Source organism: Pandoraea captiosa (assembly GCF_902459775.1).
GTDB classification, from domain to species: domain Bacteria; phylum Pseudomonadota; class Gammaproteobacteria; order Burkholderiales; family Burkholderiaceae; genus Pandoraea; species Pandoraea captiosa.
In genome coordinates, this window is sequence record NZ_CABPSQ010000004.1 from 115,508 (window position 1) to 141,510 (window position 26,003).

The following is a 26,003-nucleotide window of genomic DNA, read 5'->3' on the forward strand; positions in this document are numbered from 1 at the left end:
CGACGAATAAGGAATCAGGCAAGATGGCCATTACATTGACCGAGAAGGCCGCGCAGCACGTTACGCGTTATCTGACGCGGCGCGGCAAGGGCGTGGGCCTGCGGCTGGGCGTGAAGACGACCGGCTGCTCGGGCCTGGCCTACAAGCTGGAATACGCCGATGACGTGGCGGGCGAGGACACGGTCTTCGAGAGCCACGGCGTGAAGGTGATCGTCGATCCCAAGAGTCTGCCGTATATCGACGGCACCGAGCTCGACTTCGCGCGCGAAGGCCTGAACGAAGGGTTCCGCTTCAACAACCCGAACGTGAAGGACGAGTGCGGCTGCGGCGAGTCGTTCCGCGTCTGACGCTGCGCCATTCGTGTCATTCGTGCCATCTGTAGCACAGGCTGGCGCAGCCCCGATGCGAATGATCATCGGTTTTCGGCAGGACGACGAAGGCCAATGGGTGGCGCGTCTGGTATGCGGGCACGGCCAACATGTCCGGCATTTGCCTCCGTGGCAGATTCGGACATGGACGCAGAGCCCGGCGGGTCGCGAGGCGATGCTGGGCCGCGAGTTGCCTTGCCGGAAGTGCGAACGCGGCGAGCCATCCGACGAACCGGAAGGTGGCCAGCGGAGTGGGCGAGAGCAGTAGCGTAGGCAACAAGGCGGCGCGAGCCGCTTTTTTTACGGGTCCGCAATCAGATGCAACGTGGTGAATGGGCGCGATGAGTGCATTGACTGACAACTATTTCACGCTGTTCGATCTGCCGCAGCGCTTTGCGCTCGATACCGAGGCCCTCGAGGCCGCGTACCGTGCCGTGCAATCGCGTGTGCACCCGGATCGATTCGCGAGCGCAAGCGAGGCAGAGCGACGTGTCGCCATGCAATGGGCCGCGCAGGCTAATGCTGCGTACCGTACGTTGCGTGACCCGTTACAGCGGGCCACGTATTTGCTAACGCTGCAGGGTATCGACGTGGGCGCGGAAAACAATACCGCGATGGCCCCCGATTTCCTGATGCAACAGATGGAATGGCGCGAAGCGATTGACGATGCCGTGGCGGCTCGCAATGTCGATGCCCTCGACGCGCTTGCCAGATCGCTGCGCGACGACCGCCGTGTGCGGCTCGCCAAGCTCGGTGAGTGGCTTGACAGCGCCGCGTGGCAACCCGCGGCGGAAGCCGTGCGCCAACTGATGTTCATTGCGCGCGCCGAAGAAGATATCGCGCAGCGCATCGAAATGCTGGAAAACGCGTGACGGCCCGGTGCGGCGCCGTCACATGTCATTGAGAACTGCTTGAGAACAGGGCGCACGCGTCGACGCGTCGTCCGTATTGCAAAGTCATGGCCCTTCTGCAAATTTCCGAACCCGGCATGTCCCCCGCGCCGCACCAGCGGCGACTCGCCGTGGGCATCGACCTGGGCACGACGCACTCGCTCGTCGCCTCCGTGCGCAGCGGTGTGGCCGAAGTCCTCCCCGACGAACAAGGCCGCGTTTTGCTGCCGTCCGTCGTCCGCTATCTGGGCGGTCACCGTACGCAGATCGGCTACGACGCCAAGGCGGCGGCGGCAACCGATCCACGTAACACCATCGTTTCCGTCAAACGTTTCATGGGCCGTGGTCTTGCAGATGTGGCGCATGCGGACAATGCTCCCTATGACTTCGTCGACGCGCCGGGCATGGTGCAGATGACCACCGCGGGCGGCGTGAAAAGCCCGGTGGAAGTGTCGGCCGAAATTCTCGCGACGCTACGTCAACGCGCCGAGGACACGTTGGGCGACGACCTCGTGGGCGCCGTGATCACAGTGCCTGCGTACTTCGACGACGCACAGCGCCAGGCGACCAAGGATGCGGCGCGACTCGCAGGGCTCAACGTCCTCAGATTGCTCAACGAGCCGACGGCTGCTGCCATCGCGTACGGACTCGACAACGCAGCGGAAGGACTGTACGCCGTCTACGACCTCGGTGGAGGCACGTTCGATATCTCGATCCTTCGTCTCACGAAGGGCGTGTTCGAAGTGCTCGCTGCGGGCGGCGACTCGGCCCTCGGCGGAGACGACTTCGATCTGGCGATTTACCGCTGGGCAGTGCAGTCGGCGGGCATCGACATCGCCTCGCTGACGCCGGAAGACGTACGCAGCTTGCTGGACCATGCGCGTTCTGCCAAGGAAGCGTTGACGGATGCTGAGCAAGCGCCGCTGTCGCTGACGTTGTCCGGCGAACGCAAGGTGGCGTTGACGCTGACGCGCGACCAGTTTACCGAGTTGGGCGCGCCGCTGGTGCAACGCACGATCGGACCGATGCGCAAGGCATTGCGCGATGCAGGAATGGGGCCGGAAGACGTCAAGGGCGTCGTGCTGGTCGGTGGGGCAACGCGCATGCCGCAAGTCCGCGCGGCAGTCGCGAATTTCTTTGGTCGTGAACCGCTCATCGACCTCGATCCGGATCAGGTTGTCGCCTTGGGCGCCGCCGTGCAGGCCAATTTGCTGGCAGGCAATCAGGCGGAGGGCGACGACTGGTTGTTGCTCGACGTCATTCCGCTCTCGCTCGGCGTCGAGACGATGGGTGGCCTCGTGGAGAAGATCATCCCGCGTAATGCGACGATCCCGGTGGCACGCGCGCAAGAGTTCACCACGTTCAAGGATGGTCAGACGGCCATGGCCATTCACGTGTTGCAGGGCGAGCGTGAACTGGTGTCCGATTGCCGTTCGCTGGCCAGGTTCGAGTTGCGTGGCATCCCGCCCATGACGGCAGGTGCCGCGCGCATTCGGGTGACGTATCAAGTCGACGCGGACGGCTTGTTGTCCGTGTTCGCGCAGGAAATGCATTCCGGCGTCGCGGCGTCCATCGAAGTCAAGCCGTCGTACGGTCTTGCCGACGAGGATATTTCGCGTATGTTGCAGGACAGTTTCGGTTCGGCCGAGCAAGACATGCGCGCTCGTGCACTGCGTGAGCAACAGGTGGAGGCCGAGCGCTTGCTGGTCGCGATCGACAGCGCGCTGCAAGCCGATCCGGAGCTGCTCGACGCCGACGAACGGGCGCAGATCGACGGCTTGTTGGCCGACTTGCGTCAGAAGGCGTCGGGCGACGATCAGGGCGCAATCAAGACGGCAACGGAAACCCTTTCGCATGCGACGGATGCGTTTGCTGCGCGCCGTATGGACAAGAGCATCCGAGCCGCGCTGGCCGGCCGTCGCGTCGCGGACATCGACAAACTGTAAAGACACACACGGAATTCAAAGCCATGCCACAAATCGTTGTATTGCCTCACGTCGAGCTGTGCCCCGAGGGCGCTGTGCTGGATGTTGCCCCGGGTACGTCCGTGTGCCGAGCGCTGCTGGACAACCACATCGAGATCGAGCACGCATGCGAGTTGTCGTGTGCTTGCACGACCTGTCACGTCATCGTGCGCGAAGGTTTCGAATCGTTGGAGCCCGCAGAGGATGAGGAAGAAGACTTGCTCGACAAGGCCTGGGGACTGGAGCCGACCTCGCGCCTTTCCTGCCAGACGTTGATGCCGGAAGACACCGATCTGGTCGTCGAGATTCCGAAGTACACGATCAATCACGCCAAAGAAAATCACTGATCGATGCCGTCGCCGATTCCGTCGCCCATGGCGTCGTGTATCGTGCGCTGACGAGACAGCACAAAGGAGCTTCCCATGAAATGGACCGACAGCCTGGAAATCGCGATTGCGCTGACTGAAGCGCATCCCGACGTCGACCCGCAGTACGTGCGCTTTACCGACCTGCACAAGTGGGTGGTGGCGCTCGACGGTTTCGATGACGCACCGGATCGTTCCGGCGAGAAGATTCTGGAAGCCATTCAACTGGCGTGGATCGACGAAGCCGACTGACGGACTGGTCAACGCTCGGCGGGATGACCGTTCGGGCTAGCTACGTTCGTTGAGGTATCCAAACAAAAGCCGCTCTTTCGAGCGGCTTTTGCATTGTTGCGTTGTGGTGATATGCCGATGCGCGATTCGCGTCAGCTAGCGCGCACCAGGCCATTGTTCTCCAGGCGCACGCGGTCGCCCGGTTGCACGCCCGGCGCCGATTGGTACGTCCAATAGCGTGTCTTGCCGGTGTCCATACGCACGTAGACGCGGTACACGGTATCCGAGCGGACACGCTTCTCGACCTCGTTCCCCGCAAGGCCGCCGCCGAGTGCGCCCACCACCGTCATTGCCGTACGCCCGTTACCTGCGCCGAACTGGTTGCCCAGCAGGCCGCCGGCCACTGCGCCGCCGACTGCGCCCAAGCCTGTGGCGTGACCTTCCGTGCGGATCGGTTCGACGGACTGCACCGTGCCACACGTCGAGCAGGTGGATGCCTGACGTTGTGTGGGCGCTTGTTGCGCGTACGACGGCTGCGGAGCAGGCGCACGTTCTGCCGGTGCTTGCTGCGGTGCGGATTGGGTGTATTGGGCGCTTTGAGTGTTCTGGGCATTCTGAGCCGATTGCGCTGCGGCCGGTTGCCACGACGACTGTGTCGACGGCGCCGCTTGTTGCGGATTCGTCAACGCGTACTGGGCGCTATTGGTCGGTGCCGGGCCGTCCGTGCTCTTGGCAACGGGCAGCACGCCGGTAATGGCAGCCACACCGAGCAGGCTGACGACCACGATGCTACCGGCTGCGGCAGCGACCAAGGGATGCATGCGACGCGGTTGCAGATCGTTATCCATGTTGTTTTTTCTCCATCGTGCGGTTAGTGCGAATCCCCTTCTGCGTGCTGGCGTGCACGGGCGATTTCGCATGAGAAAAGTTTCCGCTACGGCAATCTGGGTATCCGTTTCATTTTGTAACGCGATGTAAGATGTGCATCGTCCGGTTGACCCTGAAAACCTCGTCTCGGTATTTGTAAGTGATTGAAATATAGGGTTTTTATTGATTCTTGCCGAAGGGCGCCATGCGGCGCGCGAGCGCTGGACTTAACAAAAGAAACAAGTCGTTGGAGGCGCGTGACGTGAATCGACAGCCATCGTGCGAATTGCCATCGCCGTCCCAGGACGTCGCATCGGGCAGCGGGTCCGCTGGTGCAGATGATTTCGGTCGCCCCGGTTATCCTTGTTGCCCCGATTCCCCCTTGACGCGTGGCGTCGTAATCGCCGCAGGTGTCGTGCTGCTATTGCAGTGGGTCGCATTGGGGGCATGGGCGTTCAGTTGGTTGACGAGCGAGGCGCAGGGAACGGCCGGGATGCCGCCGCTGGGTCATGACTTGCGCGTCTACTGGACGGTCTCCTGGATCACGACGCATCTTGGTGCGCTTGCCGCCTTCGATCGTGCAACGCTCAGCGCGCTGCAACTTCAGTTTTTTCCCGCTTACACGGAAGTCGGTTACTGGCTTTATCCGCCGACGTACCAATGGGTGATCCAACCGCTGTCGGCGCTGCCGTACCGGTGGACGTACGCCGTGTACGTGGGCCTCTGTGTCGCCTTGTTTGCGCTCGCCGTCGCGCCATGGCGAAAGAGGGCCGGTTGGCCATGGCTGGTGGTCATCGCGTTTCCCGGTCTCTGGGTGACGGTGTTGGCAGGGCAGAACGCCGTTATCACGTTGCTGCTGGTCACGTTGGCCCTTACGCTTTCCGGCACGCGTCCGCTGTTTGCGGGATTTTGCGGCGGGCTGCTGGTTATGAAGCCGCAGTTTGCGGTATTGCTCCCGTTGTGGTGGCTATGCGGCAGACAGTGGCGTGCCTTGATGGCGATGGCAGTCACGGGCGCCGCAAGTTGCGCGCTTACGGTGGGCTGGGAGGGATGGGCGCTGTGGCAGGCGTTTTTCGCGTCGGTCTCGACGTTCAACGCCATGGTGGTTCAGCAGGGCGCGGGCGGCATTTGGCATGCGATGCCGACGACATTTGCGGCCGCACGCTTGCATGGGGCATCGTTGTCCGCTGCGTACGTGCTCTTCGGCGTGGTGGCGGTGCCATCCGTTCTGTTCGCGGCCTGGCTATGGGCGAAGCAAGCGCCGTTACCGCTGCGGGTCGCCGCCGCCATGACCGCAACGCTGCTAGCCCAGCCATATCTGCTGTATTACGAGTTGGTGTGGCTGATCGTGCCGTTGCTGTGCCTCGGTGCATCGCGGCCCGCGACTGCGCCCGGCGGGACACTGGCGTGGCTCAGTGATAGATTGCGGGCCGCAATCTGGTTGCTGCCGTTACAGGCGTACCTCGCCGTGCTGTGGACGCCGATGGGGCAATGGGGCGTCGTGCTGCTGCCGATCCTGATGCTGATGATTGCTTGGCGCGCATGGCGAGTCGTCAGCCATCGGCGCGCGCATAATGGCACCTATTGTCTGTGAACGTCATTTCCATTGCGTTGTCCGACTCCCATGATCGATACGCTTCCCCCTCTCGAAAATCCACTGGATACCGCGAGTCTCCCGCACGTGTATCCCTATGTCGTGACGCGCGAATGGGTCGAAGCGCACGATCCGGATGGCGACGTCAGTGAGCCATTCTCCGACGACGTCTTCGTCACGTTGGTGCTCGACAGCCCGACAGGGCTTCGGCGTTTGCAAGGCGCGGATCTACGCGATGCGGGGCTGACGTTCGAAGCCGTATTCGCGCAGGCCGCGTCCAATTTGTCGCGAGCGTGGACGGCGCGCCACTTCGAATTCGGTATCGCGCGGCTCGACGACGGCACGATGATCGGCGGCGCTCGCGGCAACTGGATGGCGCCCGCCGGTGCGCTGGTGCTGGGCAACCTGTATCAGTCGATGGTCGAACATTTTGAGGCGACGACGTTTGCGGCTATCGCCGTGAATCGCACGTTCGTCGTTGCGTTTCCTACCGACACGAAGACAGTGTCGTCGCTGGCGCTGCGTCAGTTGATCGAAGGGGCATCGAGTGGGGCGATTCTCCCTATTTCGCGAACCTGGTTGCAGCTCGATGGCGACTGGCCGTCCGCGTATCGCGGAATTCCGGCTTTCTGAAACGGGAGCCGCTTGTTGTCGCGTTTCACGTAAGCGACGCTCGCGACCCGAAAATACCGCACGAACGGCTACCTAGACTCGGTCGAGGCACATTTCGCTGCCATTACCGGAGACTACGTATGCCAGCTTTCTCACCGCTCTCATCGTACGCCGTAGGTTCCTACGCATCCGTCGTTCCCGCGACGACCGCGCACGCCTCGTCCGGATTCGTGTCGCCCATTGCGGGAGCACGCCTGACGGGTGTCGAAAGCGTCGCATCGGGCGCCGCATTGGCGACCGATCTCGCGGGGGCGCGGGCGCTTCGCGCGGTTGCGCAGCCGCGTCCGCGGCAGACATGCAATACGTTATTGCCTCAGACGTCCCCGGTCGACGTGCAGGTCGAGCGCCGCACGGTGATGCATCTGCGGTCGGAGCCGGATCGGGTGGCGTTTCTGAACGAGAACCGCGTCAGTGCGCTGTGGATGGAGACGCTGGATGCGACCCGGGCGCCAGGGGGATGTCCCGCGGAGGTTCGGCCGGGGCAAGTGGCGTCGGATATCGCGCAACGCATGTCGTGCCTGGGGATCGGCGTCGGAGAACTTCGGCGATCGGACAGGCAGGCGTCGCCGCGGACCGCCGCCAATGTTGCGAACACGCCGGTCGAAACCAGTGAGTTCGCGACGATCGAAGCGCTGTCGCTGCCGTCCGTCTACATTCGCGAGCCGGGCTTCGAGCCGGGGACGATGGCGGCGCTCGAGTATGACCTGGGGTGGCGGGCGCTGGCACCGTCGTGGCGCGATGTGATGCCCGCGATCGATGAGGAGGTTTGGGCGTCCAATCCGAATACGGCGCTGTTCTGTGCCGTCGGTCGGGCCGTTTTGCCGCATCTTGCGACTTTCGAGCGGGGCGAGCTGATGGATCCGATATGCGCGCGTATCGTGTCGTTTCATATGCACGCCGGTGGCCTGCAGGACTGTCTGTCCAACGTCACGCAAACGGTGGAGCGGCTGCCGCCCGATGGTGATGTCACAAGCGTCGCTGCCATCGAGCTGTCCGACTTTTTGCGTGAATGCGCCGGTGCGGATTGGCGCGATGCGCTCATTGGGGACGCGCCGGGGAACGACGCACTGACGCGTCGTCGTGAGGTATGCCTGTCCGCCAGCGCGACCGCATCGACAGGAACGACTGCAGCGACCGAGGCGACTGCGGCGACCGTGGAGAGTGCAGTGACGAGAACGACCGGAACGATCGGAACGACAGGCGACGCACCCGCGGACGCCAACGAATGGCTCGACGCCACGTCAGCGGAAGCGGTGCGTCGCGCGCGTTCGACGTCGCTATGAAAAAAAGCCGCAGCACCCGATGAGGGCTGCGGCTTGGCTTGCTACGTGTCGCTTGACGACCGATCAGTCTTCGCGGCGCAGGTGCGGGAACAGCAGCACGTCGCGAATGTTGGGGCTGTCGGTGAGCAGCATGATCAGACGGTCAATGCCGATGCCGCAGCCACCCGTCGGAGGCATACCGTACTCCAGCGCACGAATGTAGTCGGCGTCGTAGTACATCGCTTCTTCGTCGCCGGCATCTTTCTGATCGACCTGCGCACGAAAACGTGCGGCCTGATCTTCCGGATCGTTGAGCTCCGAGAAGCCATTGGCGATCTCGCGGCCCGTGATGAACAGTTCGAAGCGTTCGGTGATCCCGGGCAATGTGTCGGAGGCGCGCGCCAGCGGCGAAACTTCGACCGGATAATCGACGATGAACGTCGGTTCCCACAACTGGCTCTCGGCCGTTTCTTCGAACAGCGCCAGTTGCAATGCGCCGAGACCCGCGTTCTTGAACTGCGGGGCATCGGTCTTCACGCCGTACTTGAGCAGCGCGCCACGCACGAATTCGATGTCGGCGAGTTGTTCCGCGGTGTACTCCGGGGCGTACTTGAGGATCGCTTCGACGATCGTCAGACGATGGAACGGCTTCGACAGATCCAGTTCCCGGCCCTGATATTCGATGGTCGCGGTGCCGCGTGCGTCGACGGCCGCGCGGCGGATCAGCGCCTCGGTGAAGTCCATCAGCCACCGGTAGTCGGTGTAGGCCGCGTAGAACTCCATCATCGTAAATTCCGGATTGTGACGCGGCGACACGCCCTCGTTGCGGAAGTTACGGTTGATTTCGAATACCCGCTCGAAGCCGCCGACGATCAGGCGCTTCAGATAGAGCTCCGGTGCGATACGCAGGTACATCTGCATATCCAGCGCGTTGTGGTGCGTGATGAACGGCTTCGCCGCAGCGCCACCCGGAATCGGATGCAGCATCGGCGTCTCGACTTCCATGAAATCGGCGTCCGTCATGTACTGACGGATCGAGGCGATAGCCTTCGCGCGTGCGCGGAACGTATTGCGCGTTTCCGGCGAGGTGATCAGGTCGACGTAGCGTTGACGATATTTCGTCTCCTGATCGGCCAGGCCGTGGAACTTGTCCGGCAGCGGACGCAGCGCTTTGGCGAGCAGACGCAGTTCCTTGACCTTCACCGATAGTTCGCCGGTGCGCGTGCGGAACAGTGTGCCGGTTGCGGCGATGATGTCGCCGATGTCCCAGCCCTTGAAGGCGGTCATCGAGTCGGCGCCGACGTCGTCGCGACCGATGAAGAATTGGATCTGGCCGCTGCCGTCTTGCACGGTAGCGAAGGCGGCCTTGCCCATCACACGCTTGAGCATCATGCGACCGGCCACCGACACGGCGATGGGCTCGGCTTCGAGCGTTTCGTTGTCGACGTCCTGATAACGGGCTTGCAGGTCGCCGGCATGCTGCTCGGGACGGAAGTCGTTCGGGAACGCCACGCCGCTCGCGCGAATCGCCGACAGTTTCTCGCGACGCTCGGCGATGAGCTTGTTGTCGTCCTGCGGCAGGTCGTTAGCCTGATTGGCCGGGTCGGCCTGGGTGTTTTGATCGGTCATGATGCGAACGATGAGGTTATTCGGTAAAACGCAGCGTGTGGAGCAGGGCATTCTTGAGCGAGCCGTCGGGCGCACCCAGCCAGATCAGTTCGGTGCGATCCTGATGCGGGCTGGCATTGGCCGCCGCACTGGGGTCCCGCACAAACAACGCCGCGATCGCCTGCGAGCGCGGCTCGTACAAAATGTGGACGTACTCGCTTGGGCAATCGTGCGGCTTGCAACTCTGCACCAGCAACCAGGGCTTGCCCGCCACGCTGACACGTTGCGACGGCGTCGACGTTCCGCCCTGGCGCACCCACGCGGGCACATTGCGTGGAGCGACGATGCGTGCATAAGCGCCCGAAAAATCCGGGCGCTTGAGCAGTTCATGCAGGTACGGTCCCGTCTCGGGACTTGCACCCGGTGCGCCCGGGGTACTGGCCGGGGCAGCAACGGCGGCGCGCTGCAAGCACAGCGCACTCACCACCCACACGGCTAGCGTGCGGACAAACGCCATTCCTTACACTCCCTGCTTGAGGCTCGCCGAAATGAAGTCGTCCAGGTCGCCGTCGAGCACCTTGCCAGTGTTGCCGGTTTCCACGCTGGTACGCAGATCCTTCACGCGCGACTGGTCGAGCACGTACGAGCGAATCTGGTGACCCCAGCCCACATCGGTCTTGCTCGACTCGAGCTTGTCCTGCTCTGCACGACGCTTGCGCATTTCATGTTCGAACAGACGCGAGCGCAGCATGTCCCATGCTTCGGCACGGTTGCGGTGCTGCGAACGATCGTTCTGGCAAGCCACGACGATGCCCGTCGGGATATGCGTCAGACGCACGGCGGAGTCGGTTTTGTTGATGTGCTGACCGCCCGCGCCCGAGGCGCGATAGGTGTCGGTACGCACGTCGGCCGGATTGATTTCGATGTCGATCGAATCATCCACTTCCGGGTACACGAACAGGCTGGCGAACGACGTGTGACGACCGCCCGACGAGTCGAACGGCGATTTGCGCACCAGACGGTGCACGCCGGTCTCGGTGCGCAGATAGCCGTACGCGTAATCGCCGGTGACCTTGAGGGAGGCGCTCTTGATGCCGGCAACGTCTCCGTCCGACACTTCGAGCACTTCGGCCTTGAAGCCCTTGCGTTCGCAATAGCGCAAGTACTGGCGCAGCAGCATGCCGGCCCAATCGTTGGCTTCGGTGCCGCCGGCGCCGGCCTGGATATCGATGAAGCAGTTGTTCGGATCGGCCGGGTTGTTGAACATCCGGCGGAACTCCATTTCGCCCACGCGTGCGGCGAGACCCTGCGTGTCGCTCTCCAGCGCCACGAGCGAGTCTTCGTCGCCCTCGTCGCGGGCCATGTCGAACAGTTCCTGCGTGTCGGAAAGCCCTGCGTCGAGTTCGGTCAGGTTGGTGACCACGCTGTCGAGCGCCTTCTTTTCCTTACCCAGGGCCTGGGCACGTTTGGAATCGTTCCAGATGTTGGGGTCTTCGAGTTCCTTGTTGACTTCGATCAGGCGAGCTTGCTTGACATCGAAGTCAAAGATACCCCCTGAGCTCGCCGACGCGGGTGCGCAGGTCGGCGAGCAGGGATTCGAGGGCGTTGAGGCGTTCTGCTTCCATGAGCTATGACGGTTGCGAATTCGGGAAAACCGCAATTATAGCGCAGCGAAGCCCCTGTTTCCCCGACTTTTCGGGCGTTTTTGACGACTTTCGGACAGAGCCGAATCCTGCCTTGCCGGCGTCTCACATTAAACCTATCGCGGACTTCCCGCCGACATACAGCCGACATACAGCCGACATACAGCCGACGTACGGCCGACTTACCGCCCTTACTCCCTTACCGCGGCATCTGCCGCAGGCCGAAGGCATCGCGCGCGTAGCCGACGTCGGCAAGCGATGTGTCGTCGAACGACGCGAGCGCCTCCGCCTGCAACGTTTGCTCGTAGTGCAGGCGCCATTGTTCGACAGCGCGGAAGAACAGGCCAAGGGGTGTGGCCGGCGCGGCGACCACCGGGGCATAGGCGTTCATGTGGGCAGCGACGGACAGAGGGCGGTACATGATGTGCGTTCCTTCACGAGGGCGCGCCGTGCTGGTCAGGGGCGGAATGCCGTGGCAGACAGCGCATTAGGGATAACCCGGAGTTTATGCGCTTCCCATGAGTTAAAAAAGTGAATTGTTTAGGCGATTTTGTTCACTATTATTGAAGTGACGTCGGGCGCCGGGTACCATTCCGACGCCGGACGAACGGGGCGTGCATTGCGCCGCAACTTTATGCAACCTTATGCAACCTTATGCAGCCTCTGGTAACCCGCAACGGAGCCTTTCATGGATTTTCTGCAACTTCAGACGTTCAAGGCCATCGTCGACGAGGGCAGTGTGCTGGGCGCCGCCGAGGCATTGCATTGCGTGCAGTCGAATGTGACCGCGCGCATTCGGGCGCTCGAACATGCGGTGGGCGTCAAGCTCTTTCATCGACAGGGACGTCGACTGCAACTCACGCCGAGCGGACGAACGTTGCTCGGCTACGCGGACCGGATTCTCGCGCTCTCGCGCGAGGCGAGCGCCGCGCTCAATCCGGCAAGCGAGCCGTCAGGTGATTTTTCACTGGGCGCCATCGAGTCATCGGCAACCTCGCGTCTGCCCGCCGTGTTGGCCCGATTTCACGCGGCATATCCGAAAGTGCGTCTGAATTTGGTCACGGACACCTCGCTGAATCTGCTCGATGAGATTCAGCACGGTCGCGTGGACGCGGCGCTCATTGCCGGTACTGCCTGTCTGGAAGCGCAGGCGCAAATGTCGGTGGTGGCCGACGAGATCTACCGCGAGCCCATCGTACTCGTGGCGCCCGCGCGTGCAGGGCGTGTACAAGAGGCCGCCGATCTGTCCGGCGCCACGCTGCTCATGTGGCCGCAGGGCTGTCCGTATCGCGGCACGATGGAGCAATGGCTCGCCGCAAACGCGGTGACGCCGGGGCGCATTCTGAGCTATGGAAGTTACGCGACCATCGTCGCGTGCGTCGGCGCAGGCGTGGGCTATTCCCTGGTGCCGCGTGGCATCTACCAGCGTTATCGGCAGGAAGCGAACATCGTCGGTCATGCGATGGAGGATCTGGCCGCCGTCCCCAACTTCTTCGTGCGTCACCGGGGCGTTGACGTACATCCCGCGCGCGAAGCCTTTCTGCGCGTGATGCGGGAGTACGTCGCCGAGGCGCAGCCTGCGTAGGTTTCGGTTTATCACACCACGCGGGGGTACCGCTCGTGGCTAACCAGCATCCACCGCAGCGTGCGATCAGCCTTGCGCGTGCTCCACGATCATTTGCACGCGGGATACGCCGTTAAAGGTGTCCGCAGCCAGTCGATACGCAAAGCGCGCACGGCTGGGCAACGTATCGGCGTGATTGAACCAGATGGCGTTAAAGCGCATACGTCCGCGCCCCAGTTGCAGCTTCAGATGCTTGTCCTTGAGGATGGCTTGCGAGAGCACGTCGAACTCTCCCGAAAATACCGGCGGGGGGAACCCCTGGCCCCAGACCTGAGCGTCGAGCATGGCCACAAAGGGAGGGACGAAGCAATCGTCGCCGATATCGCCATCGGTCTCGATCACGCGCGAGAGGGCCTTCTCGTCGAGCCATTCCTGGCCGACGGCTTCGAAGGCGGCCTGAAAGCGCGGTAACGCATCGGCGGCGATCGTCAGGCCGGCGGCCATGGCATGACCGCCGAACTTGCCGATCAGACCGGGTTCGCGCTTGGTCACGAGGTCGAGCGCATCGCGTAGATGGAATCCGGGGATCGAACGTCCGGAGCCTTTGATTTGCCCGTCGTCGCCCGGCGCAAACACGATCGTTGGCCGGTAGAACTTCTCTTTCAGGCGTGCAGCCACAATGCCGATCACCCCCTGGTGCCACGTCTCGTTAAACGCACACAGTGTGGTTGCGGCACGGGGATCGAATCGTGCCAGATCCGCCAGCGCTTCCTGTTGCATACCGGCTTCGATTTCGCGGCGCTCGCGGTTCATCGCGTCGAGTTCCTGCGCGAGCGTCCAGGCCCGGGCGTCGTCGTCGGTGAGCAGACATTCGATGCCGAGCGACATGTCGGCGAGGCGTCCCGCAGCATTCAGGCGCGGACCCAGGCCGAAGCCAAGATCGAAACTGCCCGCCTGCCGCGCATTGCGGGCGGCCGCACGGAAGAGGGCATTGATCCCGGGGTGCATACGCCCGGCGCGCATGCGGGAAAGGCCCTGAGCGACCAGGATGCGGTTGTTGGCGTCGAGCTTGACGACGTCCGCCACCGTTCCCAGGGCCACCAGATCGAGCAGCGTGTCGAGACGGGGTTGTTCGCTGGCGTCAAACGCGCCGCGTGCCCGCAATTCGGCGCGCAGCGCCAGCAGCACGTAGAACATCACGCCGACACCGGCCAGATGCTTGCTGGGAAACTCGCAGCCCGGCTGATTCGGATTGACGATGCAGCGCGCCTCGGGCAATTCGGCGCCCGGCAAGTGGTGGTCGGTCACGACCACTTCGATGCCGAGCATTTGTGCTGCGGCAACGCCGTCGAGACTGGCGATGCCGTTGTCAACGGTGATCAGGACATCCGGCGGTCCTTGCTTGCCTCTGGCCGCCAGTGCGACGATCTCCGGCGTAAGGCCGTAGCCATATTCGAAACGGTTCGGCACCAGATACTCGACGTTGGCGCCGAACATGCGCAGGCCACGTACGGCCACCGCGCACGCCGTCGCGCCATCGCAGTCATAGTCGGCGACGACGAGCATGCGTTTGCCGGCGGCGATGGCGTCCGCAAGAAAGACGGCAGCGTCTTGCGCCCCCTTCAGTTGCGTGGGCGGAATCAGGCGGGCAAGCGCCGTCTCGGTTTCCGCGCTCTGTGCGACGCCGCGCGACGCGAACAGGCGTGCGAGCACCGGATGGACGCCGTCGCGAGACAGGGCTTCGGCCGTCGCGTCGTCGACATGACGGGTGACGATCTCGGTCATGCCGCTTCCTCGCCGACGCGGGCCAGTGCCGCTACTCGGGCCGGCAGCGCTTGGCGGCGCCAGAATTTGCGCAGATCGCCGCTGCGTGAGCGGATCGTGACACTGTGGCTGTCGCCGCACAGGGTCAGCGCGACTTCCCGGGCCTGCCCCTTCGTCACACGTTCGAGCGCAGGCGCGAGCCATGTGCGATCGATCTCGACGAGGGCATCGCGCCAGCGCGCCCAGTCTTCCATCAGGAAATGCGGCGTAAGGGTGTCGATTTGCACCATCGTGCGGCCATCGGCGGCTTCGATGCCGGCAGACGTCGGGTGGAGCGCGATCTGCATGTGATTCGCGAGCCCGCGGGTCGCGGGGGCGTCGGCCAGCACGCTCACGCACGGACGGTTCATTCGCGGGGCGGCAATGCGCTGCCCGCCGCCGTACAGCCAGATGGCATTCACGGGCGGCAGACCGCGCGCTTCGCGCGCCTGATTGGCCGGGTGGTCGTACCACGCCATCTGCACTTCGTTCTGCCACTTGCGCCAGGTCAGTTCCGCCTTGCCCTGGGGCAACCAGATGTCGACATTGCGGCCTGCTGCGCGTCCCGGGGAGGCGGTAAGGAGGTCGCCCAGCGCCGGTGCGCTCAGGTACCACCGGTCGGCACGCGGCGCGATCAGGTCGGCGCCTTCCTCGGCGAACAGCGCATGAGCGGTCGCGAAAAGAGCCGCCGATTCTTCCGTGCTCAGCGCCAGTTCGGCGGGGTCCGTCAGCACCAGATGGTCGGTAGCAATGTGGATATGCGCGGGCTGCGCGCAATACCAGAACCGGGTGTCGAGCGTCCCGCTGTCTTCGAGCAGCATGAAGGGCGCGAGCGGTGCGCGTGCCGGACCGCCGGGCAGGCCGAAAGCGTCGGCAAGCCAGCGCTCGTGCGGCAGCGTGGGCACGAACGGGTCTTCGGGCACGTCCTGCGCCGACTGGACGCCGCGCGCGAGCAACTTTTCAAGCGCAGGCAACTCCAACTCGGCCAGCAGAGCGGGCAAATGTGCCGACGCGGGGAGCGCGAACGGCAAGAGAAAGTGCAGGGCAGGTGTATCCATGTCGAGGCGAATTGTATGGCAAACTTCGCGCTGGCAGTTGGGTGACCCTGACGTCAGGTACGGAACGTGCCGTCCGGCACACCGGGCAGGGGCCGGGGTGCGGGGCTCGGGCAGTCGGCCAGCGCCGGTGAAGACCGGCGTCGGTGCGTTCCGATCGATCCTTATCAAGAATCAGGAATCCGTTTGAAATTCCCATACGAATGGCAGATCGGCTGGCGCTATACGCGCACCGGCAAGCGATCATCCGGCAACGGTTTCATCTCCTTCATTTCCTTCATTTCCATGGCCGGCATTGCGCTGGGCGTGGCAGCGCTCATTGTGGTGCTCTCGGTGATGAACGGCTTTCAGAAGGAAGTTCGGGACCGCATGCTTTCCGTGCTGGCGCACATCGAGGTCTTTGCGGTGGACGGCAACCTGCCCGACTGGCAGCGCACGGCCGCCGAGGCGCTGCAAAACAAGAACGTCATCGCTGCGGCGCCCTACGTGGGCGAGCAGGCCATGCTCACACGAGATGACAACGTGCGCGGCGTGGTGTTGCGCGGGATCGTGCCGAGCGAGGAGGCCAAGGTCTCCGATCTCGGCAAACAGATCACCGACGGCACGCTCTCTAACCTGACACCCGGCAGCTTCGGCATCGTGCTCGGGCGTGAGCTGGCGCGCGCGCTGGGTGTGCGCATCGGTGACAAGATCACTTTGGTGGCGCCGCAAGGCACGATCACGCCAGCAGGGGTGCTGCCGCGAGTGAAGCAGTTCACGGTGGTCGCGATCTTCACGGCCGGGCATTACGAGTACGACAGCTCGCTCGCGCTGATCGATCTGCAGGACGCGCAAACACTGTTCCGACTGGACGGCCCGACAGGAGTCCGCCTGAAAATTCAGGACATGGAGCAGGCGCCGCTCGTGGCGCGCGAACTGGCCAAGACGCTGTCCGGCAACATGTGGGTGCGTGACTGGACGCAGCAGAACAAGAACTGGTTCGTTGCCGTGCAGACCGAGAAGCGCATGATGTTCATCATCCTGACGCTCATCATCGCCGTTGCGGCATTCAACCTGGTGTCGTCGCTGGTGATGACGGTGACCGACAAATATGCGGACATCGCGATTTTGCGTACCCTCGGTGCGCAGCCCGGCTCGATCATGAAGATCTTCATCGTACAGGGGGTGACGATCGGGTTCGCCGGCGCGTTGCTCGGCGTTGGGCTCGGCTGTCTCATTTCCGTGAACATCGGTACGATCGTGCCGTTCATCGAGCGCCTGCTCGGCATTCACTTCCTGCCACAGGACATTTATTTCATTTCCGAACTGCCCTCGGATCTGCAATCGTCGGACGTGATCCGCATCGGGGTGATTTCCTTCATCCTCTCGGCGCTGGCGACGATCTATCCGAGCTGGCGTGCCTCGCGCGTCAAACCGGCGGAGGCCCTGCGCTATGAGTAACGCGAATCAATCGATGGCCCCGGTGGCGAATCTGGCATACGACGGTCCGGTGCTTCGCGCACGTGACTTGCACAAGACGTTCCGACAAGGTCAGCTGAACGTGACGGTGCTCAACGGCGCGAGTCTCGATGTCGCGCCGGGCGAGAAGGTGGCGATCGTCGGAGCGTCCGGCTCTGGGAAGAGCACGCTCCTGCACGTGCTGGGCGGGCTGGACGATCCGTCGCGCGGCGAGGTGTCGTTGCTGGGCAAGCCATTTTCGTCACTGCGCGAGCGCGACAAGACGGCGCAGCGCAATCATTCGCTCGGTTTCGTCTACCAGTTCCACCATTTGCTTGCCGAATTCTCGGCGCTTGACAATGTGGCGATGCCGCTACGCATTCGCCGTCTGCCGACCGAGCAGGCGCGCGCCGCCGCGCAAGTGATGCTTGAGCGCGTGGGGCTGGGCTCGCGAGTCAAGCACCGCCCCTCGGAACTGTCTGGCGGCGAGCGTCAGCGTGTGGCGATGGCGCGGGCGCTGGTGACGCAGCCGGCATGCGTGCTGGCGGACGAGCCGACCGGCAACCTCGATGGGCACACCGCCGAGACCGTGTTCGAGCTCATGCTGGAATTGTCCGAAACGCTCAAGACGAGCTTCGTGATCGTGACACACGATATCGATCTGGCGCGTCGCTGCGATCGCGCGCTGCGGTTGCGAGAGGGCGTGCTGGAACTTGCCTGAGCGCCGTGCGCGGTGCCTCACGATCTGCCGAAGACGAGACGCCGGGATTCCCCGGCGTCTTTTTTTGGTCCTGCGAAACGGGCATTTTTCGGCAACGTCCTAGACCGAACGCGGTGTTGTCCGATAGTGACGAAAAGCACAATGTGCGAGCCTTGTCATCGACCCGTAGAATTGACGTTCAAGGACATCTGACCATGTGGATCGATACCCATTGCCATCTCGATGCGGCCGAGTTCGACGCCGACCGTGTCACCCTCATTGCCGACGCCGTGGCCGCGGGCGTCGCGGGGCTCGTGGTGCCTGCCGTCGAATGCGCGACGTTCGATGCCGCCCGCGCAGCCGCCCGGGCATTCCCCGGCGGCGCTTATGCGCTCGGCATTCATCCGCTGTACACACCTCGTGCGCGAGACGAAGACATTGCGACGCTGCGTGCTGCCGTCGAGCGTGCCATGAGTGACCCGAGATTCGTTGGCATTGGCGAGATCGGGCTGGACTACTTCGTGAAGACGCTGGACCCGGTGCGCCAGCAATTTTTCTACGTCGAGCAATTGAAGATTGCGCGGGACTTCGACCTGCCGGTCATCCTGCATGTGAGGCGCTCGCAGGATGCCTTGCTCAAGCAACTGCGCATCTTTGCGCCGCGCAGTGGTATTGCGCATGCGTTCAACGGCAGTCGACAACAGGCCGAGATGTTCGTCGAGCGCGGATTCTGCCTCGGGTTCGGCGGCCAAATGACGTTCGATCGCGCCTTGCAGATTCGCCGGCTGGCTGTGGAGATGCCGCTGTCGTCCATCGTCATGGAGACGGATGCGCCGGATATCGCCCCGGAATGGCGCTACAAACAACGTAACAGCCCGGCTGAACTGCCTCGAATGGCGCATGTCATGGCCGAACTGCGAGGCATGTCGCCCGACGCGCTGTCTCAGGCGACGTGTGCCAACGCGTGGCGAGTGCTGCCGCGTCTTTCCGGCGCAATGGCGATGACGCCCGGTGACGGTCCTGCCGCCGAATCTTCCCTGATTTCCAACGTTTCCGACGCCGCTTCCGGGCAGTCGCGCTGACGCCGAGGCGTCGCGCGAATGCGAACACATGACGCGATAACGTCATGAGACTTGTGCTGCTCGCCTGGGTCGCCGGCATCTGGTGGCTGCAACAGGCGCCGACGCTTCCGGCAGGGCGCTGGTTTGTCGCGACAGTAAGCGTCGCGGTGCTGATATTCGCGCTTGGGGCGGTCGTGGCTGTGCGGGGCGCTTCATGGCGCGATTCAAGGGGCGATTCAAGGGGCGCATCAAGGGATGCTTCAAGGGGCGCGCACGGGGCTGGGAAGTGGCGCGCGTCGAACGCTCGTGCAGGCCTGACGACGGTGGATGGGAGGCCCGGCCCGGTGCGCAAACGATTTTCACCGCTGCGCGGATGTTGCTGGCGACGATCTGCGGGTGTTGCGGTGCTGGCGATCTGTGCGGGCGTAGCTGGTTACGCGTGGGCAGCGTGTCGGGCGGACGTGCGGCTGAGCGATCGGTTGCCAGCCGCGCTGGAGGGCCGGGACATCACGGTGACGGGCGTCGTTGCAGGGTTGCCGAGCGCCACCGGAGATGGGCTGCGATTCGCGTTCGATGTGGAGAGCGCATATATCGGCAGTGCGTTTGAACAAGGCGACGGTTCGTGCGGCGGATGCCCTGGTCAGGATGCGTGTGCGCGCGGGGCATCTCAGGTGTCGTCTGCGTCGACACGTTCATCTCGCGGTGTGTCCCGAAATTCGCGCAGTGAGCGTGCAGCCGAGTCGTCGTGCGGTGCGGTGCGCGTTCCGCGGCGAATCGAGCTGGTTTGGCCAGGCCGCGCCGCCTTTGATCGGGGAGAGGCGCGGATCGATCGGAACGCGCGCGGTGCGCGGTTGCCGCGCGCTGGCGAGCGTTGGCAACTGCCCGTTCGCCTCAAGGCTCCACGTGGTCTCGCGAACTGGCACGGGGCAGATGCCGAGTTGACGGCGCTGGTAAAAGGCGTTCGTGCGTCGGGATATGTGCGAATGGGGTACGGCGACCGACGCGCGACGCAGGCGAGCGTCGCGTTTCGACTGCAAGACGCTCCGTTGCCGGGGTATCGATTCGACGCGTGGCGTGAGCGGCTAAGAGACGATTTCCGAGCGGCGCTCGGACCATCGACCCGATATGGCGGTGTGTTGATGGCGTTGGCGCTGGGCGAGCGTGGCGACATCGCGGACGACGACTGGCAAGTTTTTGCTGACACCGGGGTGAGTCATCTGTTGGCGATCTCGGGATTGCATGTGTCGCTGGTGGCCGGAGCGCTCGCCGCGATCGTTGGCGTGCTTTGGCGTCGAACTTGCTACCGCCGTGTCAGCTTGCCGCTTTTGTGGCCCGCACCGAAGGCGGCGGCCGTGGCGGGGCTGGTGGCGGCAGTCGCCTACGGTGCGGTCGCCGGTTGGGGTGTTCCCGTCAGGCGTGCCGTTGGCATGGTGGCGATCGTTGTCGCAGCGCTGCTGAGCGGGCGTTTTGCAGCGCCTTCGTATGTGCTGGCGTGGGCCTTGGCAATCGTTGTGGCGCTCGATCCCTGGACGGTCGTCACGCCGGGACTCTGGTTGTCCTTCGGCGCCGTAACGGCGTTGGTGATGGCGACAAAGCGCCGCGACTCGCTGAACCCGGTGCGGGCGCAGCGACGTGGTCAACGCGGTAATTGTGGTGAACGCGGTCAACGTGGTCAACGCGATGGCGGGGTGCGGTGCGAGGACGCCCCGCCGGCGAGTCTCGAGAGCGTCGAAGGGGCAAGGCCGTCGAGCGCCCAGGGGGTGCCGCGACCCTGGTACGCGTCGATAACCATCCGGTTCGGGCAGGCCGCCCGGGCGCAGTACGCGGTCACGATCGGGCTGGTGCCGCTCACGTTGGCCTGGTTCGGGACGGTGCCGGTCCTCGGGCCATTGGCGAACGCGGTCGCAATACCGGTCATGACGTTGATCGTCACGCCCTTGGCGCTGGTGAGCCTGCTACTGCCCAGGGGCCTGGCGCACTGGGTGCTTTTCGTCGCGCACGCGGTCGTTACGTGGCTCGCCGAGTGGCTGGGCGCGCTCGCCGCAGTGCCGTGGGCGGTGTGGCGCGCACCGGTCTCGCCCTGGTGGGCGCAAGTCGCCGCGCTGGCGGGCGTGGTCGCCTGTCTGATCCCGCTGCCGCAGTGGGTCGCACGGATTCGCCTGCTTGCGTGCGGCGTTCGTCTTGCGGGTTTCGCGCTCATGGGGCCTGCGGTGTTTGCGTCTTCGCAGCGGCCTGCTGACGGTGAGTTTCGCGTAACCATGCTCGATGTCGGGCAGGGCAACGCCGTACTGGTGGAAACGGCCAGCCGCACTTTGCTTTTCGACACCGGCCCACCTTTCGGCAGACGCAGCGACGCCGGACGGCGCGTGATCGTGCCGTACCTGCGCTCGATTGGGACTGCGAGACTCGATCGACTGGTCGTCAGTCACGCTCATGACGATCATTTCGGGGGCGCTTTGAGCGTTTTGCGCGCCTTTCCGTCCGCACAGATATTTTCATCGCTGCCCGAAGGCCACGCGGTGCGCAGCGCAGCGACGTCCCATCGGACATGTCTAGTCGGTCAGCAATGGACGTGGGACGGCGTGACTTTCCGGTTCCTGCATCCCGACAAGGCGGCATTACGTGAGGGATGGGCGGGGCGCGCGGGGCCGAACAGCGTGAGTTGTGTACTGTATGTTGCCAACGCCCGGCATAGCGCCTTGCTGGCTGCGGACGCCGAAGCCATGCAAGAGCGTCTGATGGTGTCGAGATTTGGATCGAAATTGCGCGCGGACATCCTGCTGGCGCCCCATCACGGCAGTTTAACGTCGTCGACCCCAGCGTTCGTTGCTGCGGTTTCGCCTGCGCACGTGGTGTTTCAGACGGGGTATCGCAACCGCTTCGGTCATCCCAGACCGCCGGTGGTGGCACGCTATCGCGCCGGCGGCGCGCAAATCTGGCAGAGCGTCACGCATGGCGGCCTCCGGTTCGCGACCGGTCCGCCCGGGATCAAAGTCCAGGCCTATCGGGAGCATTACCGGCGGTACTGGCATGCGAATTCGACGGAAACCTCTACCGGTACTCGACGAGCGGTTCGCTAGAATGGTCCGGCGAGTGTCATGCGACCTGATGATCGTGTACGGCCAATGCTCGCGAGGACATAGAATTCCATGACAAGAGACATCATCCATTTTTCGCACGGCAACGGCTTTCCGGCTGGCGTGTATCGCAAGATGCTCGGCGCGCTGGCGGATGAGTACGACGTGCGCGCCATCGATCGCATCGGGCACGATCCGCGCTACCCCGTGACGCCTGGCTGGCGGTATTTGCGAAATGAACTGGTCGACACGCTCGAGCGTCAATACGGCGGCGAGCCGGTCTGGCTCGTCGGACACTCGCTCGGCGGCTTTCTCAGTTTGATGGCCGCACTCAAGGCGCCGCGATGCGTGCGCGGCGTGGTGATGGTGGATTCGCCTATCGTGACACCCGGATGGCGTACGCAGATGCTGCGTCTGGGAATGCTGACCGGGCTTTACGAACGCCTGTCGCCTGCTGGCGTGACGAAAAGGCGTCGCGACCAGTGGCCGGATTGGGAAAGCGCGTGGCAGCATTTTGCGAGTAAACCGGCATTCGCCAGTTGGGATCCGGACGTGCTGCGCGACTATATCGACTGCGGAACGCTGCCGACCGGGCAGGGCGATGCGCGGCGTCTGGCTTTTGCTCGGGAGATCGAGTACCGCATTTACCTGACGTTGCCGCCGTCTCTGGCCGTGCGCGCGATGCGTGGTGTCCCGGTCCCGGTCGGCTTTCTGGCAGGCACGGCGTCGCGGGAATTGCGTCAGGCGGGCATCGGCGCGACGCGCCGAATCGTCGGCACTCATCTGCGTTACGTGCCGGGCACGCACCTTTTCCCGATGGAGCGTCCGTTGGAGACGGCCGCCGCCATCCGGAGCATGCTCGCGGAGCTCAAAGGCGAACACCGTCGTCCTCTGGCTGCCTGAATCGGGATGCGCAGGACCGAACCGGCCCAGAGGCGCTCCCGGGCGCGTCGGTCCTGATGAGGGCGTCACGCCCGGCGCCTGTCAAGACCAAAATTTGCCGCGCCGCAGGTCGAGGGCAGGGCTGCTTTCGGGTATAATCCGGCTTTCCCGCGAGCAATTACTGCGATGACCAAATTCGTTTTTGTCACGGGCGGCGTGGTTTCCTCTCTTGGTAAGGGAATTGCTGCCGCATCTCTGGCCGCGATTCTCGAATCGCGTGGCCTCAAAGTCACCCTCCTCAAGCTTGATCCCTACATCAACGTCGACCCGGGCACGATGAGCCCGTTCCAGCACGGCGAGGTGTTTGTGACCGAGGACGGTGCGGAAACCGACCTGGATCTGGGTCACTACGAGCGCTTCATCAGCGCGAAGATGCGTCGTGCGAACAACTTCACGACGGGCCAGATCTACGAATCGGTGATCCGCAAGGAGCGCCGTGGCGAATATCTCGGCAAGACCGTTCAGGTCATTCCGCACATCACCAATGAAATTCAGGCCTTCGTCGAGCGCGGTGCGCGTTCGACGTGGGACGGCCATCCGGACGTCGCCATCGTCGAAATCGGCGGCACGGTCGGTGACATCGAATCGCTGCCGTTCCTCGAAGCCGCACGTCAGATGAATCTGCGCCTGGGCCGCAACAGCGTGGCCTTCGTGCACCTGACGCTCGTGCCGTACATCGCGACGGCCGGCGAGCTCAAGACCAAGCCGACGCAGCACAGCGTGCAGAAACTGCGCGAAATCGGTATTTCGCCGAACGTGCTGCTTTGCCGCGCCGATCGACAGATCCCGGAAGACGAGTGCGCCAAGATTTCGCTGTTCGCCAATGTCCCGCAAGACGCCGTGATTTCGGTGTGGGACGTCGACACGATCTACAAGATCCCGCAAATGCTGCACGACCAAGGCATGGACCGGATCATCTGCGAAGAACTGAAGATCGAAGCCAAGCCGGCCGACCTGTCCATGTGGACGCGTCTGGTCCACGCCGTCGAGAACCCGAAGCATGATGTCACGATCGGCATGGTCGGCAAGTACGTCGATCTCACCGAATCGTACAAGTCGCTTATCGAAGCGCTGCGTCACGCCGCGATCCACACGGAAACGCGCGTGAATATCGAGTACATCGATTCGGAGCAGATCGAGAAGGACGGCACCGACGCCCTCAAGCATCTGGATGCGATTCTCGTGCCGGGCGGCTTCGGTCGTCGTGGTACCGAAGGCAAGATCAAAGCCATTCGCTACGCTCGCGAAAATCGCGTGCCGTACCTCGGCATCTGCCTCGGCATGCAATTGGCCGTGATCGAATTTGCGCGCGACGTCGCCAATCTGGCCGACGCCAACAGCACGGAATTCGAGCCGGGCACGCCGCATCCGGTCGTGGCACTCATCACGGAGTGGCAGGATCGTGACGGCAAGATCGAGCAACGCACCGAAGATTCGGATCTGGGCGGCACGATGCGTCTGGGTTCGCAACGCGTGCCGGTCAAGGCAGACACGCTGGCTTCGCGTATCTATGGTGAGACGGTCAACGAGCGTCACCGTCACCGTTACGAGGTCAACAACCATTACGTGCCGCAGCTCGAAGCTGCCGGTCTGGTGATTTCGGCGCGTACGCCGACCGAAAACCTGCCGGAGATGATGGAACTGCCGCAACAGGTGCACCCGTGGTTCGTGGGCGTCCAGTTCCACCCGGAGTTCACCTCGACGCCGCGCGACGGTCACCCGCTCTTCAAGGCATACGTTGAAGCTGCGCTGGCCGGTCAGCAAGCGCGCAAGAAGGCCGCCTGAGACGCGCAGCGAGCGAGAGACAAGGAGTTCCCATGAAACTGTGCGGTTTCGATGTTGGCCTGGACAAGCCGTTTTTCCTGATCGCGGGTACCTGCGTCGTCGAGTCGGAGCAAATGACGATCGACGTCGCGGGGCAGCTCAAGGAAATCACGAGCGCGCTCGGCATTCCTTTCATCTACAAGTCGTCGTTCGACAAGGCGAATCGCAGCTCGGGCAAGTCGTATCGCGGCCCGGGTCGCGAACAGGGCCTGAAGATCCTCGAGGAAGTGCGTCGTCAACTCGGTGTGCCGGTTCTCACGGACGTGCATACCGAAGAAGACGTTGCCGTGGCCGCGCCGATCGTCGACGTGCTGCAAACGCCGGCGTTCCTGTGCCGTCAGACCGATTTCATTCGCGCCTGCGCCCAGTCGGGCAAGCCGGTGAACATCAAGAAGGGCCAGTTTCTCGCGCCGCACGACATGATCAACGTCATCGACAAGGCTCGCGACGCCGCGCGTGAAGCCGGTCTGCCCGATGACGTCTTCATGGCCTGCGAGCGTGGCGTTTCGTTCGGTTACAACAATCTCGTCTCGGACATGCGATCGCTTGCGATCATGCGCGAGACGGGGGCGCCGGTCGTGTTCGATGCCACGCACTCGGTGCAGTTGCCCGGCGGGCAGGGCACCAGCTCGGGCGGTCAGCGCGAGTTCGTGCCGGTGCTCTCGCGTGCCGCCGTTGCCGTAGGCGTGTCGGGTCTGTTCATGGAGACGCACCCGGACCCGGCGTGCGCACTCTCGGATGGCCCCAATGCCGTGCCGCTCGGCCGCATGCGCGAGCTGCTCACCACGCTCAAGACCATCGATGCGGCGGTGAAGCAAGGCGAGTTTCTGGAAAACAATTTCAACTGAAATGAGACACACCGTCCTGGGGCCACTATCAGTTCGCCCACAGGACGGGTATAGCGGTCGGACGCCTTGGCAGCATGGCGTCGAATCGTTAAGCTTGTCGCGCAGTGGTCTGCAATGGCCGCCGCGAGGGCGAGTTCCGGAGGAGATGCCCGCGTGCAGTACGCCGAGTGCACCGTCGACATCGATGTCATTCCACAGGCCGCCGTGCCTCATTTCGAGGCGCCGTTG

At 63.6% G+C, this 26,003-nt stretch carries 24 protein-coding genes and 1 pseudogene; 18 read left to right on the forward strand and 7 right to left on the reverse strand.

Going from position 1 to position 26,003, the window contains the following annotated elements:
• The first annotated feature begins 23 nt into the window (after positions 1-23).
• The 6 genes from iscA to iscX all read left to right on the forward strand — a co-directional run bounded on the left by iscA (position 24) and on the right by iscX (position 3,839).
• Entirely contained in the window at positions 24-347 is a 324-nt protein-coding gene (gene iscA / locus PCA31118_RS13935; RefSeq protein WP_150625788.1) for an iron-sulfur cluster assembly protein IscA, read from the forward strand.
• Between the two features lie 61 nt (positions 348-408).
• A complete protein-coding gene (locus tag PCA31118_RS13940) occupies positions 409-636 on the forward strand; it encodes a DUF3565 domain-containing protein (protein ID WP_425495362.1) in 228 nt (75 codons plus the stop codon).
• 73 nt (positions 637-709) lie between these two features.
• Positions 710-1,240 (forward strand): Fe-S protein assembly co-chaperone HscB, encoded by a 531-nt coding sequence (gene hscB / locus PCA31118_RS13945; RefSeq protein WP_150625790.1) that lies wholly within the window; start codon positions 710-712, stop codon positions 1,238-1,240.
• Positions 1,241-1,326: 86 nt separating this feature from the next.
• Entirely contained in the window at positions 1,327-3,204 is a 1,878-nt protein-coding gene (hscA, locus tag PCA31118_RS13950) for a Fe-S protein assembly chaperone HscA (protein ID WP_150625791.1), read from the forward strand.
• 23 nt (positions 3,205-3,227) lie between these two features.
• Positions 3,228-3,569 carry an ISC system 2Fe-2S type ferredoxin gene (gene fdx, locus PCA31118_RS13955; protein WP_150625792.1) on the forward strand — a complete coding sequence of 114 codons (342 nt, stop codon included), beginning with the start codon at positions 3,228-3,230 and terminating at the stop codon, positions 3,567-3,569.
• A 75-nt stretch (positions 3,570-3,644) separates the two neighbouring features.
• Positions 3,645-3,839, forward strand: coding sequence for a Fe-S cluster assembly protein IscX (gene iscX, locus PCA31118_RS13960; protein WP_039399317.1), 195 nt, complete (start codon positions 3,645-3,647; stop codon positions 3,837-3,839).
• 131 nt (positions 3,840-3,970) lie between these two features.
• On the opposite strand, the gene PCA31118_RS13965 is transcribed toward iscX, so the two are convergent.
• Entirely contained in the window at positions 3,971-4,666 is a 696-nt protein-coding gene (locus PCA31118_RS13965) for a glycine zipper 2TM domain-containing protein (protein ID WP_150625793.1), read from the reverse strand.
• A gap of 401 nt (positions 4,667-5,067) precedes the next feature.
• Here PCA31118_RS13965 and PCA31118_RS13970 point away from each other — a divergent pair, with 401 nt between their 5' ends.
• The 3 genes from PCA31118_RS13970 to PCA31118_RS13980 all read left to right on the forward strand — a co-directional run bounded on the left by PCA31118_RS13970 (position 5,068) and on the right by PCA31118_RS13980 (position 8,234).
• Positions 5,068-6,279 carry a glycosyltransferase family 87 protein gene (locus PCA31118_RS13970; RefSeq protein ID WP_174990468.1) on the forward strand — a complete coding sequence of 404 codons (1,212 nt, stop codon included), beginning with the start codon at positions 5,068-5,070 and terminating at the stop codon, positions 6,277-6,279.
• Positions 6,280-6,309: 30 nt separating this feature from the next.
• Positions 6,310-6,912, forward strand: a complete 603-nt coding sequence (locus PCA31118_RS13975) for a hypothetical protein (protein WP_150625795.1) — start codon at positions 6,310-6,312, stop codon at positions 6,910-6,912.
• Between the two features lie 119 nt (positions 6,913-7,031).
• Positions 7,032-8,234 carry a hypothetical protein gene (locus PCA31118_RS13980; RefSeq protein ID WP_150625796.1) on the forward strand — a complete coding sequence of 401 codons (1,203 nt, stop codon included), beginning with the start codon at positions 7,032-7,034 and terminating at the stop codon, positions 8,232-8,234.
• A gap of 63 nt (positions 8,235-8,297) precedes the next feature.
• Here PCA31118_RS13980 and lysS read toward each other — a convergent pair whose 3' ends face one another.
• From lysS to PCA31118_RS14000, 4 genes are all read right to left on the reverse strand, one after another.
• The gene (gene lysS / locus PCA31118_RS13985) at positions 8,298-9,842 is read right to left on the reverse strand and encodes a lysine--tRNA ligase (protein WP_150625797.1); all 1,545 of its coding nucleotides are present in this window, start codon (positions 9,840-9,842) and stop codon (positions 8,298-8,300) included.
• Between the two features lie 16 nt (positions 9,843-9,858).
• The gene (locus PCA31118_RS13990; RefSeq protein ID WP_052810952.1) at positions 9,859-10,338 is read right to left on the reverse strand and encodes an Ivy family c-type lysozyme inhibitor; all 480 of its coding nucleotides are present in this window, start codon (positions 10,336-10,338) and stop codon (positions 9,859-9,861) included.
• 3 nt (positions 10,339-10,341) lie between these two features.
• Positions 10,342-11,446 (reverse strand): peptide chain release factor 2 gene (gene prfB, locus PCA31118_RS13995; RefSeq protein WP_174990469.1). Its coding sequence is split into 2 segments (ribosomal slippage): positions 10,342-11,373 and positions 11,375-11,446, totalling 1,104 coding nucleotides; the frame shifts between segments, so codons are not numbered across the junction.
• A gap of 217 nt (positions 11,447-11,663) precedes the next feature.
• Positions 11,664-11,885 carry a hypothetical protein gene (locus PCA31118_RS14000; protein WP_150625799.1) on the reverse strand — a complete coding sequence of 74 codons (222 nt, stop codon included), beginning with the start codon at positions 11,883-11,885 and terminating at the stop codon, positions 11,664-11,666.
• 267 nt (positions 11,886-12,152) lie between these two features.
• On the opposite strand from PCA31118_RS14000, the gene PCA31118_RS14005 reads away from it, so the two are divergent.
• Positions 12,153-13,049, forward strand: a complete 897-nt coding sequence (locus PCA31118_RS14005; protein WP_150625800.1) for a LysR family transcriptional regulator — start codon at positions 12,153-12,155, stop codon at positions 13,047-13,049.
• Between the two features lie 66 nt (positions 13,050-13,115).
• On the opposite strand, the gene recJ is transcribed toward PCA31118_RS14005, so the two are convergent.
• Both recJ and PCA31118_RS14015 read right to left on the reverse strand, forming a co-directional pair.
• Positions 13,116-14,813 carry a single-stranded-DNA-specific exonuclease RecJ gene (recJ, locus tag PCA31118_RS14010; protein WP_150625801.1) on the reverse strand — a complete coding sequence of 566 codons (1,698 nt, stop codon included), beginning with the start codon at positions 14,811-14,813 and terminating at the stop codon, positions 13,116-13,118.
• Positions 14,810-15,889 carry a regulator gene (locus PCA31118_RS14015; protein WP_150625802.1) on the reverse strand — a complete coding sequence of 360 codons (1,080 nt, stop codon included), beginning with the start codon at positions 15,887-15,889 and terminating at the stop codon, positions 14,810-14,812. Before PCA31118_RS14015 ends, recJ begins: the two co-directional genes overlap by 4 nt.
• Before the next feature lie 183 nt (positions 15,890-16,072).
• Here PCA31118_RS14015 and PCA31118_RS14020 point away from each other — a divergent pair, with 183 nt between their 5' ends.
• The 8 genes and pseudogenes from PCA31118_RS14020 to kdsA all read left to right on the forward strand — a co-directional run bounded on the left by PCA31118_RS14020 (position 16,073) and on the right by kdsA (position 25,775).
• Positions 16,073-17,326, forward strand: coding sequence for a lipoprotein-releasing ABC transporter permease subunit (locus tag PCA31118_RS14020; RefSeq protein ID WP_044455269.1), 1,254 nt, complete (start codon positions 16,073-16,075; stop codon positions 17,324-17,326).
• Positions 17,319-18,044, forward strand: a complete 726-nt coding sequence (gene lolD / locus PCA31118_RS14025) for a lipoprotein-releasing ABC transporter ATP-binding protein LolD (protein ID WP_150625803.1) — start codon at positions 17,319-17,321, stop codon at positions 18,042-18,044. The genes PCA31118_RS14020 and lolD overlap by 8 nt, the downstream gene beginning before the upstream one ends.
• A 194-nt stretch (positions 18,045-18,238) precedes the next feature.
• Complete coding sequence (locus PCA31118_RS14030) at positions 18,239-19,105, forward strand: TatD family hydrolase (RefSeq protein ID WP_150625804.1); 867 nt, start codon at positions 18,239-18,241, stop codon at positions 19,103-19,105.
• 44 nt (positions 19,106-19,149) lie between these two features.
• Positions 19,150-19,677 (forward strand): annotated as a pseudogene (locus PCA31118_RS27540) (DUF4131 domain-containing protein); the annotation flags it as partial.
• A gap of 390 nt (positions 19,678-20,067) precedes the next feature.
• Complete coding sequence (locus PCA31118_RS14035) at positions 20,068-22,164, forward strand: ComEC/Rec2 family competence protein (protein ID WP_174990470.1); 2,097 nt, start codon at positions 20,068-20,070, stop codon at positions 22,162-22,164.
• Between the two features lie 69 nt (positions 22,165-22,233).
• On the forward strand, positions 22,234-23,064 hold the full coding sequence (locus tag PCA31118_RS14040) for an alpha/beta fold hydrolase (RefSeq protein WP_150625806.1): 831 nt from the start codon (positions 22,234-22,236) through the stop codon (positions 23,062-23,064).
• A 165-nt stretch (positions 23,065-23,229) separates the two neighbouring features.
• On the forward strand, positions 23,230-24,888 hold the full coding sequence (gene pyrG / locus PCA31118_RS14045; RefSeq protein WP_044455274.1) for a CTP synthase: 1,659 nt from the start codon (positions 23,230-23,232) through the stop codon (positions 24,886-24,888).
• A gap of 32 nt (positions 24,889-24,920) precedes the next feature.
• Positions 24,921-25,775 (forward strand): 3-deoxy-8-phosphooctulonate synthase, encoded by an 855-nt coding sequence (gene kdsA, locus PCA31118_RS14050; protein ID WP_039399289.1) that lies wholly within the window; start codon positions 24,921-24,923, stop codon positions 25,773-25,775.
• Positions 25,776-26,003: the final 228 nt, after the last annotated feature.

Excerpts from the sequence above, each read along its gene's own strand:
- PCA31118_RS13990 (WP_052810952.1), bottom strand. The coding sequence starts at position 10,338 with ATGGCGTTTGTCCGCACGCTAGCCGTGTGGGTGGTGAGTGCGCTGTGC.
- PCA31118_RS13940 (WP_425495362.1), top strand. The coding sequence starts at position 409 with ATGATCATCGGTTTTCGGCAGGACGACGAAGGCCAATGGGTGGCGCGT.
- hscB (WP_150625790.1), top strand. The coding sequence starts at position 710 with ATGAGTGCATTGACTGACAACTATTTCACGCTGTTCGATCTGCCGCAG.
- kdsA (WP_039399289.1), top strand. The coding sequence starts at position 24,921 with ATGAAACTGTGCGGTTTCGATGTTGGCCTGGACAAGCCGTTTTTCCTG.
- lysS (WP_150625797.1), bottom strand. The coding sequence starts at position 9,842 with ATGACCGATCAAAACACCCAGGCCGACCCGGCCAATCAGGCTAACGAC.
- PCA31118_RS14005 (WP_150625800.1), top strand. The coding sequence starts at position 12,153 with ATGGATTTTCTGCAACTTCAGACGTTCAAGGCCATCGTCGACGAGGGC.
- iscA (WP_150625788.1), top strand. The coding sequence starts at position 24 with ATGGCCATTACATTGACCGAGAAGGCCGCGCAGCACGTTACGCGTTAT.
- lolD (WP_150625803.1), top strand. The coding sequence starts at position 17,319 with ATGAGTAACGCGAATCAATCGATGGCCCCGGTGGCGAATCTGGCATAC.
- iscX (WP_039399317.1), top strand. The coding sequence starts at position 3,645 with ATGAAATGGACCGACAGCCTGGAAATCGCGATTGCGCTGACTGAAGCG.
- PCA31118_RS14015 (WP_150625802.1), bottom strand. The coding sequence starts at position 15,889 with ATGGATACACCTGCCCTGCACTTTCTCTTGCCGTTCGCGCTCCCCGCG.
- PCA31118_RS13980 (WP_150625796.1), top strand. The coding sequence starts at position 7,032 with ATGCCAGCTTTCTCACCGCTCTCATCGTACGCCGTAGGTTCCTACGCA.
- fdx (WP_150625792.1), top strand. The coding sequence starts at position 3,228 with ATGCCACAAATCGTTGTATTGCCTCACGTCGAGCTGTGCCCCGAGGGC.
- recJ (WP_150625801.1), bottom strand. The coding sequence starts at position 14,813 with ATGACCGAGATCGTCACCCGTCATGTCGACGACGCGACGGCCGAAGCC.
- PCA31118_RS14000 (WP_150625799.1), bottom strand. The coding sequence starts at position 11,885 with ATGTACCGCCCTCTGTCCGTCGCTGCCCACATGAACGCCTATGCCCCG.
- PCA31118_RS13965 (WP_150625793.1), bottom strand. The coding sequence starts at position 4,666 with ATGGATAACGATCTGCAACCGCGTCGCATGCATCCCTTGGTCGCTGCC.
- PCA31118_RS14030 (WP_150625804.1), top strand. The coding sequence starts at position 18,239 with ATGTGGATCGATACCCATTGCCATCTCGATGCGGCCGAGTTCGACGCC.
- PCA31118_RS14035 (WP_174990470.1), top strand. The coding sequence starts at position 20,068 with ATGGGGTACGGCGACCGACGCGCGACGCAGGCGAGCGTCGCGTTTCGA.
- PCA31118_RS13975 (WP_150625795.1), top strand. The coding sequence starts at position 6,310 with ATGATCGATACGCTTCCCCCTCTCGAAAATCCACTGGATACCGCGAGT.
- pyrG (WP_044455274.1), top strand. The coding sequence starts at position 23,230 with ATGACCAAATTCGTTTTTGTCACGGGCGGCGTGGTTTCCTCTCTTGGT.
- hscA (WP_150625791.1), top strand. The coding sequence starts at position 1,327 with ATGGCCCTTCTGCAAATTTCCGAACCCGGCATGTCCCCCGCGCCGCAC.
- PCA31118_RS14040 (WP_150625806.1), top strand. The coding sequence starts at position 22,234 with ATGACAAGAGACATCATCCATTTTTCGCACGGCAACGGCTTTCCGGCT.